The organism is Nonomuraea sp. NPDC052265 (assembly GCF_044547985.1).
Taxonomy (GTDB): Bacteria; Actinomycetota; Actinomycetes; order Streptosporangiales; family Streptosporangiaceae; genus Nonomuraea.
On record NZ_JBIUBJ010000038.1, the window covers coordinates 36,733 to 47,923 of the forward strand.

At 64.5% G+C, this 11,191-nt stretch carries 7 protein-coding genes; 4 read left to right on the top strand and 3 right to left on the bottom strand.

The features are described from left to right. Positions 1–266: 266 nt before the first annotated feature. On the bottom strand, positions 267–1,199 hold the full coding sequence (locus ACIHAD_RS46825; RefSeq protein ID WP_397361339.1) for an HNH endonuclease: 933 nt from the start codon (positions 1,197–1,199) through the stop codon (positions 267–269). Positions 1,200–1,942: 743 nt separating this feature from the next. On the opposite strand from ACIHAD_RS46825, the gene ACIHAD_RS46830 reads away from it, so the two are divergent. Continuing rightward, positions 1,943–4,198, top strand: coding sequence for an HD-GYP domain-containing protein (locus ACIHAD_RS46830; protein WP_397361340.1), 2,256 nt, complete (start codon positions 1,943–1,945; stop codon positions 4,196–4,198). A gap of 299 nt (positions 4,199–4,497) precedes the next feature. Here ACIHAD_RS46830 and ACIHAD_RS46835 read toward each other — a convergent pair whose 3' ends face one another. After that, a complete protein-coding gene (locus tag ACIHAD_RS46835; protein ID WP_397361341.1) occupies positions 4,498–5,400 on the bottom strand; it encodes an IS5 family transposase in 903 nt (300 codons plus the stop codon). 474 nt (positions 5,401–5,874) lie between these two features. Here ACIHAD_RS46835 and ACIHAD_RS46840 point away from each other — a divergent pair, with 474 nt between their 5' ends. From ACIHAD_RS46840 to ACIHAD_RS46850, 3 genes are read left to right on the top strand one after another with little or no spacing between them, the layout of a single operon-like run. Continuing rightward, a complete protein-coding gene (locus ACIHAD_RS46840; RefSeq protein ID WP_397361342.1) occupies positions 5,875–6,705 on the top strand; it encodes a hypothetical protein in 831 nt (276 codons plus the stop codon). A 2-nt stretch (positions 6,706–6,707) separates the two neighbouring features. Next, positions 6,708–8,642, top strand: coding sequence for a hypothetical protein (locus tag ACIHAD_RS46845; protein ID WP_397361343.1), 1,935 nt, complete (start codon positions 6,708–6,710; stop codon positions 8,640–8,642). A gap of 37 nt (positions 8,643–8,679) precedes the next feature. Continuing rightward, positions 8,680–9,378, top strand: coding sequence for a hypothetical protein (locus ACIHAD_RS46850; RefSeq protein WP_394502933.1), 699 nt, complete (start codon positions 8,680–8,682; stop codon positions 9,376–9,378). Between the two features lie 673 nt (positions 9,379–10,051). Here ACIHAD_RS46850 and ACIHAD_RS46855 read toward each other — a convergent pair. Next, positions 10,052–11,068 carry a hypothetical protein gene (locus tag ACIHAD_RS46855; RefSeq protein ID WP_397361345.1) on the bottom strand — a complete coding sequence of 339 codons (1,017 nt, stop codon included), beginning with the start codon at positions 11,066–11,068 and terminating at the stop codon, positions 10,052–10,054. Between the last annotated feature and the right edge of the window lie 123 nt (positions 11,069–11,191).

Sequence of the window (11,191 nt, forward strand, 5' to 3'; positions counted from 1 at the left end):
AATCCCATCAGACGCTGGCCACCAAGCGCGGCCAGTCCCGTCCATGTTCCTTGCGGACGGCCTCAAATCCGACGAGAAGATTGGTTCGAAGCCGGAGATACTCATCACGAGAGGTGATTGTTTACGGCCGCCGCGGAACCCGGCCGGCCAAATCTACTGGCAGGCCGTATGGCCCAGCCTGACATTGGCTTCCGGACGGATGACGCGGTTGATGTGCCCTTCGACCGAGTCGGAAGTGAAGGGAGAGCCGGATCTGTCAGGGCGGCCTATGTGCGTAAGAAGACCTCGTCGACGTGCCACGCGAGGGTCTCGGGATGGGGTCGGTCTCGTGGTCGGCTCGGGACGTGAATTTCCTGTCCGGCCCGGCGGTAGAACTCCTCGCCGTTGCCGAACTCCTCGCGCAGTCTGGGGCTGACCAGCAGGCGATGCTTGGGATCGATCGCTAAGTAGCCTCGGTCGAACAGCGTGTGGATGTCCGAGCGGAGAAGTAGTCCGTTGTCCAGGCGATGCTGACCGCCTGTTGCGACTGGGCGGATGTGGGCCGCCTGCAGGACCGGTCGGATTCTGTCACCGCTGATCGCGCAGCGGCGCTCGTAGGCGTGCAGGACCACGGCCTGAAAGGCCTGCTGGCCGAGCCTGCGAGGGGCCAGCCGTGGATCCCCATAGACCGGCCCGTCACGGTGCCACGGCTCGGACAGGTCGATGTTGACGCCGATGCCGATTCTGTGCAGTAGGTCATGGAAGTAGTCGGCGGCCGGATGGCTTGCGAGGTCGTAGCTTTTGCCCTGCACGATGTTGGATGCGAAGTCCGGGGGCGGGCCGGCAATTCGATCGTCGGGGAAGAAGAAGGCGTCGCGGATGATGACGCAGCCGATGACCGGATCCTCTCCGGAGTCTATCGGCTGGCTGCGGTATCGCCCGACCTGGTGGCGTAACTCGCCGAGGCTTGATGAGCCGTTGCCTTGTCCGAAGAACTCCCATGCCTCTGAGACGCGAAGGGGGGCGAAGCCGCTGAAGAAGCCACCGCCGACTACGCGGTTGTGTGGGTGATGGGTCTTGAAGAAGAACGGTTCGCCGTGGTCAAGCGCGCGGAATTCGCGGCTGCTGGAGGGGCGCCAGAAGTTGACCTCTGTGAGCGATGGGCGTGCGGAGAGGAACCGGTACCAACTTCCGTCAGTGACCCCGACGTACACCTTCACGAGGGCAATTGTGCAGGTTTTTGATCAGGCCTGCCAGCAGGCCGTTGGTTGATCTTCGTGGGAGGTTTCTTCTCGCCAATGGTCCACAACCGGACCATTTCGCCGCGTCCCCCGCAGGCGGGAATGCTGGCCGATGTACGTGCTCATGTGGCTGGCGGTGCTGTTGATCGGGACGGGCCCGCGCTCTTGTCCGGCGTCCGACTGCGGAAAGCAGCGGTCGCACGGCCCGCAACATGCCGCCTTTGTCTTCCCCGTGTGCCGGGTGTCGGGCCGGCGTGCTTTTCGCGGTTGATGAGGGCGGTGGTCAGATTGAGGGCGGCGACGGCCAGTGGGATGAGGTCAACCAGAAGCTCCATTGGGTTCCTCCGAGATGTGCGTTGGCTGCTCTCATGGTCAGCGCAGGACAAGGGTCCGGCATCGGATACGGACCATGCCGGAGGCGCCACCGCGCAGGACGAACCGGACCTGCAGGCTGGACGGCTGCTGGGGTCGCACCGACGATGGGGATGGAACCGGTCCGGCGCCGTCCGAGTCAGTGGGCGAAGGACTCTGCGGCTGGTGGGGATTCAGGACGGGGAGGGGCGTCGCTGGTGCACGTTGAGATGCCAGACCCCAGCCAGGTGCACACCGTCTCCGAGCTGATATCCGCGCTACGGGCCTTACGGGCGGGCCACTCATACGCCGACCTCGACAAAGCAGCCAACCCCGGAGACCGGCCGAAGGAAGGACTATCGAGTTCGACGTTGTCGGATCTGCTGAACAAGGGTCGGGCCAGCCGGGAGACGCTGGAGGTGTTCCTGCGTGCCTGCGCGGTTCCCCGCGAGCAGTGGAAGGCGTGGCAAGAGGCGAGAGAACGTGCGCTAACCGCCGATGTCCCTGGCGCTGCCGGTGTGATCCGAGTTGCACAGGCCGACCCACGGCGGCTGGGCGTGCATGCCGCGATCGACGCTCCGGGCGCGACCGGCGACCTTCCCGCCTACATCCTTCGTGACACCGATACCGCCCCACGTGGAGTTCGGAGTCTGCTGGCCAAGGCTGCCAGTCGAGGCGCAATGGTGGTGCTGGTCGGCGAATCATCGGTGGGTAAGTCCCGAAGTGCGTATGAAGCGATCAGAGCGGTGCTGCCACACTGGTGGTTGCTACATCCCGCTGATGCCGGGCAGGTCCGTCAGGCCGCCGAGCAGGTGATCGGACGCTTGGTCGTGTGGCTGGATGAGCTGCAACGGTACTTGGGCGGCTCAGCCGGTCTGAGCGCCGCCACCGTCCGCGTCCTGCTGGAGGCAGGCACGGTCCTGATCGCGACCATCTGGCCCGAGCGTTATACCGCCTACACAGCGGTGCCGGGCCCAGGTCAGCCGGATCTGTACGCCGCTGAACGCGAGCTGCTCGATCTGGCCGATGTGGTTCATCTGCGGGGCTCCTTCAGCACCGCGGAGCGCGAGCGCGCCGAAGCCGTGGCGACCTCCGGGGATCAAAGGATCGCCTTGGCCTTGCGATCGGGGGATTACGGGCTCACCCAAATCATCGCCGCAGCCCCACAACTGGTGAATCGATGGCGCAGCGCAGACCCCTACGCCGCCGCCGTGCTGAATGCCGCCATCGACGCAACTCGCCTTGGTGCTGTTTCCCCGCTCAGCCCGGACCTGCTACGTGCCGCAGCACCCGGGTATTGCGACGTCCGCCAGCGCGCCATCGCCCCACCCGACTGGTTCGAGACCGCCCTCGCGTACGCCACCGGCATGTTGAACGGCGCCGCGGCCGCCCTCGCGCCGGTCGCCAGCTCCACCACCATGGGGCAGATCAACGGTTACCAGGTCGCCGACTACCTCCAGCAACACGTCGGGCAGCACCGCCATCTGTCAGAGGTACCAAGCACCTGCTGGCAGGCATTGGTCGACCATCTCACTGACCCTGGTGACCAGACCCGCGTCGCCCACGCCGCACAACATCGCCTCTTGTACCAGCATGCTGGAGCTTTGTACCGTCACGCCATCCGCTCTGGTAGCGGGCAGGCGACTGGGCTCTTGGCCATGCTCCCGGTTGGACAGGGCCGGACAGATGACGCGCTGGCGCTGTGGCGGGCCCAGGCCGATGCGGGTGAGGGATCTGCGATAACGACGCTGATCGGCCTTCTCGACGAACAGAACCGAGCAGAACGGGAGCTCGTGCGCAGGCAGGCCAATGATGCTGGCATCGGTGACAGAGCGGCCGCCGTACGAATGGCCGGTCTCCTGATCGCACAGGGACGCCCGCAGGACGCGCCCACACTATGGCGGGCCTGGGCCGATGCCGGCCACCTCGTCACTGCTCGGCCACCTGAGCCGTTCGACGGCGAAGTGACTGCAGATGATCTGGCAGAGATGCTGATGATTGCGCTGGATATCAAGAGCCCCCACACGCGCCGGCACAGCGAACGTATCTCGCGGCTGGCCGCCATGATCGGCGATCGAATGGGGATGTGCTCTGAAGCGTTGGAGGTGGTACGTCTAGCTGGGCTGTTTCACGACATCGGCAAGCTCGCAGTCCCTGGCGCTGTCCTCAACAAAGACGGAGCTCTCACCCAGGAGGAATATGTGCTGATTCAATCGCATACAAGCTGTGGCGTGAGCATCGTCGCGGGGCTGGTGGAGCTCTTCGACGAGTTCCTGGAACCAGCTGCTCGAATGCTCCTCACCGAGGCTGCCATGGAGGGGATTCTTCACCACCACGAACGGTTCGACGGCCGCGGCTATCCGAGGGGCTTAGCGGGCAGGGAGATTCCGGAGAGCGCTCGCGTGATTGCCGTGGCCGACGTGTTCGACGCCGTCGCCACCGGACGTGCTTACCGGCCTGCGAGGAGCATCGAAGCGGCTCTTGAAATCATGAGTCAGGAATCGGGAGCGTCCTTCGATCCTGAGATGGTGACAGCGTTCCTAAGCATCGCTGACGGCCGATACGACCAGCTTGAATCGCTCTTCAACGCCGGACTCGCCCGCAACGACGGTAAGAAACCGATGTGAGCGGTTGTCCTGTGCGCGCCAGTGATCATTCCTTTACCCGTACAAGGCAGCCTGCCGAGTGATCGATCGCTGGTCGGCGTCCGCCAGGCGTGGGCGGCTACGAGGTAGGACGGGATGCCTTGGGCGCCGGCGACGAACACGTCCCGCCCGTTACCCGGCGCCGCCCCAATGCGGTGCAAGTAGATTTCGCATCGCAAGTCGGAGTTGCGCACGTATTTGCCATGACTAACGGCTGTTTTGGTCCGGTGCACGGGCGGCACTGTAGCCAGACCGGGAGATCTTCAGGACTAGGCCGTGTCTCAAAGGATCGTGAGCCAGTCGTTGATGGCGGCGATGTGGACGGCGGCTTCGTAACGGACGGCGAGTTTGTCGTACCGGGTGGCGATGCCGCGATGGCGTTTGAGCCGGTTGATGCCGCACTCGACGGCTGAACGGGCGCGGTAGTCGGCCGCGTCGAAGGACGGCGGGCGGCCACTGCGGCTGCCGCGCCGTTGGCGGGCGGCGATGCGGTCGGCCGGTTCGGGAATGGTGCACCGGATCTTACGAGAGCGTAGGTGCTGCCGGATAGCGCGGGAAGAATATGCCTTGTCGGCGCGGACGATCTCGGGTCGGGTGCGCGGGCGGCCGGGCCCGGGCCGGGGCACCTTGATGGCTGCCATGACCGTGGGGAACTGTGGCGCGTCGCCGCGCTGCCCAGCCGTCACCACCAGGGCGAGCAGGCGCTGGCCCTGCTCGCAGGCCAGGTGCAGTTTGGTCGACAGGCCGCCCCGGGAGCGTCCGAGGGCGTGATCGGCGGGCTCAGGCTGGGCACCGCCGGGCGGCTCGGCCTGCGTCTCGCCGTTCCTGGAGGCGCCGGCCGCGTGCTGATGGGCTCGGCAGATGGTGGAGTCCACCCCGACCTGCCAGCCGATCAAGCCCGCAGCATCGGCCAGAGCCTGCAGGTGGGTGAGGATCTGCTGCCAGACGCCGGCACGCTGCCAGCGGCGGAACAGGCTGTAGACCGCCTGCCAGGAGCCGTAGTACTCGGGCACGTCCCGCCACGGCGCGCCCACTCGTACCCGCCAGCGGATGCCGTCGATCAGCTGGCGCTTGCTCCACTGCGACGGCCGACCTGGCTTCCTGCCCGCAGGCAGCAGCGGTTCCAGCCGCGCCCATTGCGCATCGGTGAGGTCGAACCGCCGCGTCACCGCTAAGGTGGCCACGAGGTCTCCGGGGTATTGGTTCTTCTTGGTCGTTGAACCCTTTACCGGAGACCTCTCTGCGTGTCTGGCTACGACACGCCATTGATCAACACTTCGAGACAGGCTCTAGGCCCGCAGCGCTCCAGGGCACCATCCGCTATGCGACCGTGGCCTGGGCGATGCCGCTGGCGATCCATAAGCGATATCACTCGGCTTACGTGTCATATCCACCCATGGTGAAGCAGGAGCTCCACAGGAATGACTAGGTGAAGTCGTGTGCCCCCTCGGGAACTCTGACGCTCTAATATCGAATAGATATTCGAGTTACGATTTTGTCGGTAGTCGTTTCTAATGTGGTGAGTAACGCAGAAGCAGGGAGGGGAAATGGCGTACGGAGTGGCGCCCCCAGAGGCAACGGGGGGCGCAGGGACGATCTTTGAGTACCGGGTTGCAGCCTTGGCGTTCAGCAGGCTGCTGCGCGGAGCGCACGTTCCCGTGGGGATCGATCTGCCCGTCGAGAGCGTCGCATTGCAGCAGCGAGTTGCAGGGAGTCTGCTCGATGACGTCGTCATGCGGGCAGGGCCGGCGCACCAAAGCACGACGATCGAATTTCAGGTCAAGAAGCAGCTGGCCGTCACGGGAAGCAGTGAGGCGCTGATCTCGTTACTCGGCCAGGCTGCGGAGACTTGGAAGACTCGGGAGCATGCCCTGGAAACCGGGCGTCTCCTCCTCGGCGCGGCAGCGCCAGGGCCGAGCGACGACCTCGCTGACCTGGATGATCTGGCAGTTCGAGCACGCGCTCACAGCACTCACGTTTCGTTCCAGCGCCTCCTTGTGGAGAAGGTGACGAGCCAGCGACTACGTGCACGGCATGCGCAGATCGTCAAGGCAATGTCCGCCGCGACGGGCATCACCGAACCCGACGGACTCGAGCACTTGACCCACCGGGTGCTGTCACGTCTACATGTGTGGCGCGTCGAACCGTTCGAGGACGGTCGAGACTGGCGCGACGGGCTCGACAATCTCGCCGAACTTGCCCGGAACACTGGCCAGTCGGCCGCGGTCTTGCTGGTGCTGCTTGCTGAGCTCGCCGAAGCGATCGGCCCTCACGCGGGTGACTTCGATGCCCAGCAGGTGAGGACTCGGTTCCAGCGCAAGCATGGCATTGCACTCCCTGCGCTGCCGGCACAGACTTCACCCTTCGAAGGCGGAATCCGGTTCGAGGGCGGTGTCACGTTCCAAGGCCCGTCGTATCTCGCCTCCCAGCAGGTTTTCAACGGCATGACCATCAACACCCATTACCCCCCGGCTTCGCCGAAGGAGTGACCATGAGCATTCCCGAGACTACGTTCCAAGGCCCGACCTGGTTCGGACAGAACATGACCTTCATCATGGGCGACGAGTCGGTCGAGCCCGTTCCTGTTAGCGGTGAGGAGCTGCGACCCACCGCCGACGGCCTCTTCGTCCACCCAGAGAGCGACGACTGGAAGAGGAGCGAAGTGATCGTCTCCGACCCCGGTGTCCTCGTCATTGTTGGCGCGCCCGGCACAGGACGGGGAACCGCGGCCCTGCGCAGACTCCGCGAGCAGTGCGGTACCAACCGGGTCGTCCGGTTGCAGACCAACTGGGAGCAGCCACGCAAGCAGCTTCTCCCCGCCGCAGCACAGGGACACGGCTATGTCCTCGACATGTCGGAGTACGACAAGTGCCCGTCCGCCGACTTCGGTGCAGAGCTGCTCTCTTGGGCTGTGGACGGAGGCGCGAGGCTCGTCGTGCTCACCTGCGAGGCCAAGGTAAAGGAGCAGTGGCTGGGCAAGCTCGGCGCGCGGATCGTGCGTCTGGCCACTCCACCAGGCAAAGAGCTCGCCGAGAGCATCCTGCGGCGCACTGGTGCGGGCCACCTGTCCTTCCGGCTGGTGGACGAAGCACTCGTCGAGATCTGGGAGTCGTCCCCACGCGCCAGAGAAGTGCTCCGCCTGACGGATATCCTTCGCACCGCGAAACCGGACACCCCGGGCAAGCAGATCGCGGAGGAGTTCCGCGGCTGGCGGGACTGGTTCAAGACCGTCTGCCCTTCTGACCTTGGGGCCCGCACTCTTCTCTGGTCTGCGGCCATGTGTGATGGCGGCCGACGGGATTCTGTACTCGCCATGTCCGAGGCATTCCGTCAGGAGATCGGCCAGACTCGTTCGCTCGTCGACATCTTCTCCGACGCCTTCACCTCCGAGCGGCTCGACTCAGCCGAGCTCGTCGAGGTGGACGGCGGTGTGAGGGTGGATCCCCAGTCTCACGGCCTCGCCGCTGCGGTCCGGCTCCACCTGTGGAATCAGTTTCCGAATCAGCGGAAGACGCTGCGAACCTGGGCGCTCGACATTGTCCAGAAGCTCGATGCTGACGATGCCAGGCGGGTGGTCAGTTCGCTCATGGAGCTCGCGGTCCGCCTGAACGACCGCTCCCTCGTGCAGGAGCTCTTCGAACAGCTATCCGGTAAGCGGCCGGAGCTCCTCGTCGAGGAACTGATGAAGGCTTCGCTTGATCCTGTGCTCGGTGCATACGTACGCGGTCGCCTGTACACCTGGCTCGCGGCCAAGCCGTCGCAGGAGAAGGTCGACGTCGTCGCCGCAGTCTGTGGCGGCCAGTTCGGGATGGCCAGCCCGAACTTGGCGCTCACCCGGCTGGGGCGGGCCGCGCTAAAGTCCCCAGACCCTGTCAGCCCCGCCCTCGTGGACGCTTTCACCGCTCTTGGGGCTTCCAAGCATCGGGCCCTGGTGCTGACGACGATCCGCAAGTGGCTCGGCAAGGTCGAACTCGAGCGCGCGGGCATCGTAGCGTTCCTCTGCCTCGCCAACTCCGGCCAGGGGCTCGTCGTGCTCTGTGGTGAAGGCGGCCGAGATCTCGAGTCCCCGGAGCGTCTCGCGACTCTGGCAGACGCGTTCCGGAAGGCTCACAACCGCGCTGAGACCCGGACGGCCGCCATCGGTGCTGCGCTGTTCTGGAGAGAAGCCGTAAAGCAGGCCCTGATACCGAAGGAGCCTGTCGACGAGCTGTTCACCACCGTTATCAAGCAGGACATGAACCTCGATTTCCTCGAGGCACTCACCAAGAACGACCCGGACCAGACCGACAGGTTCGGCGACACAATGCTGAGGCGCCTGATCTGGGGACCTAAGCACTCCGCTGAGGCGCCAGCTGCGACTGACCTGTCCAACAGCGCGGAATCCTTGCTAGGCAGGGAAGAGGGCTTCGTTGCTGAAGAGGCATGAGGCAAAGCTGAGGCGAGTACGGTCAGTCAAGGTAACGATGACCCTACCGACCACTGTGCCCGGCATCGCCTTTGAGGGACGGGGGCGGGTCTGGTATCGGCCCTTTCCGCGAAGAGATCACGACCCGGAGCGTCCGCAGCACCCGAATGCCGACGCGGCACGCGCCGCTGCACTTGCTGGTACGAAAGCAGCGTCTCGGAACGTTACTGAGACGTTATTCCCTGAAGAAGCGTTCGAAGCTGAGCAGCAGCTGACCATGAAGCTTGCAGGCTGGAAACCAACACCTGCCTATGGGGATATAGAGTTCCGGGCTCGCATGTATGTTTCCATGTCTGAGCCGGATCTCGTACGCTCTGAGCGGTTCTCGGACGCACGCAGGGCAGGCCGTCTCGAAACGGTCCTCGCCGACGACGCCGTCATTTCCTTGAGTGAGGACCACCTGTCGAATATCACGCGAGCCAGCCTTTGGTGGCTCAGGCAGCACCTCAGCCAACCGAACCCCGACCTTTCCTGGGAGACCTTCGATCGGCACGTACGCCCCCTCGTCGCCGAAGTCCACAGTTCCAAGGACGACGTCGAACGGCTAGCTCACATTCTGCTGGCGGCCACCGGCCGGATTAGCGAGGAACCTGTACTCCAACAACGGCTCCTCTGGCTCTTGAAGAAGTCCTTCGACCTGGTCGATTGGAGCGACCTTGCGGAGATGACAGAGGAACTTGAACGGCGGACCGGCTGAGGCGGCCGTCGTCCCGAAACCGGGGTGCCCGTGTCTCGTGACTAACTCGACGCGAGCAAAGGCTCGATCGGCCTGCCACGGGTGTCATCCTGGCGCGGGCAAACGGAACACGAACCCTGTATGAGGAGATTTTGGTCCTGCATTATCAGCTTGCGGTGTTGCGTCGGCAGGTGGCAATGCCTCGGCCGTCGTGGAAGGGTCGGGCGGTGATCAGCGCGCTGGCGCGGCTGTTTCCGGCCGGTCGTCGGCGGTTGTTCGTGACATGGGGCATGCTGCTGTGCTGGCACGCCGATCTGGTACGGCGGGTTGGACCTGCAAGCGCCATAGCCACGGCCGGCCGTCCACCCGCGCCTCCATTCGGGCCTTGCTACTGCTTGGCGATGCGTATTCCGGCGTCGGTCATCACCGCGTCGAAGGCCGCGGTGAACTTGGCGTCCCGGTCATGGATGAGGAATTTGGCCGAGCTACCCACATCCTGAAGGTCCATAGCGAGATTTTAGGACCGTCCCCTGGCAGAGTCCGGCGACGTCAGCCGCCGGTTGCGCGGGTACCATCGAGTCTCGCAAAGTTGCGTCCCGGAGCAGGCCCGCGCGTTGCTCGCGGTCGCCCCTGGAATCGGCCGGACTCGTGTTGACGTCGCGCCACAGTGACCTCGAATATCTCCTCGATGCAATCACGGTTGCTCGTCGCCATAAGGCTCCTCCTCGTCCGGGATGACGGCGTCGTCGCCAGCGTCGAACTGGTCAGCAGACTCCTGCATCTCACCCTCGGAAGCGTCGCGTTGCACAGTCTTGCCCATGGCTTTCTCCACCAGCTTGACCAGAGCCTCGCGCCGCGCCACGAAGAAGGTGTCGAAGTCGTCCGCACGCATCGCACTCGGATCACATCGATGCGATGAGACCAGGGCATCCAGGCGGTCGGAAGGGATGCCTGCGGCCTTCTCGATAGCGGTCATGTACTTCGACGGTGCAACGCCACCGATCTTGCGATTGGTGACTGCGGACAGCGGCGTCTTGTTGACGATGCTCTCGCGGCGCTCGTCGTCGATGCCGTGGTCGAGGCACCACTTGTACGGGAAGATGTGGTGGATGTCGACGTTCATGTCGACGTATTGGACCTTGTCGAAGGTCTTGTCGTACATCCAGTCTGCCGCGTCGTCCGCGATGACGAGTGCATGGATGCCCTTGTACGCCGCTGCTCCACGTGTCCGCAGCGAGTGCAGCCGGGACTCCACGAACGCCGCGTCCTGGATGGTCCGCGGCACCGTGGCGCCGTCCTTGCCGCGTGCCCAGTCCGGCACCTGCTCGAGGTCGCGGACAAACCGGGTCTCGTTGGCGCTGCCATAGAGCTCGCCCAGGACGCCGCACCAGTACCACTGATTGATCCGGTTACGGACCCCGTGGAGATCTATGTCGTCGCCCAGCACTACTCGCAGCGTGGCCATCGGCACCAGCTGCTTGGCATAGGGCACCGAGCGCTGGTCGAAGATGTGCAGGTCCGCAAGGAAGGTAGCCGCCCACAGAAAGCCCGCGCGCAGTGGCTGCACCCATTCCAGGTACTCGCTCAGCTGGAGCTTGAGGACGTCCTCACGCTTGGCCGACACCGCCGGGGGGCGCTCCGAGGCGTCGGCCTGGTTACGCTTGAGCGTGGCAAGCATCGCGACCGCTTGCAGGAAGTCAGTGTTCTCCACTGCATGCAACAGCGGGTGCGTAGCGAAGACTGAGGGGCCACGGAGATTCCGGACAGCCGTCTTATGGGCGTAGCCTATGCGGCTGTTTGGGTTGAAAGGGACTCGTTGAGCACTTCGAAGGGT

What these genes read in the sequence shown, in the direction of transcription:
- ACIHAD_RS46850 (WP_394502933.1), top strand. Translation starts at nt 8,680, where the DNA reads ATGACCCTACCGACCACTGTGCCCGGCATCGCCTTTGAGGGACGGGGG.
- ACIHAD_RS46845 (WP_397361343.1), top strand. Translation starts at nt 6,708, where the DNA reads ATGAGCATTCCCGAGACTACGTTCCAAGGCCCGACCTGGTTCGGACAG.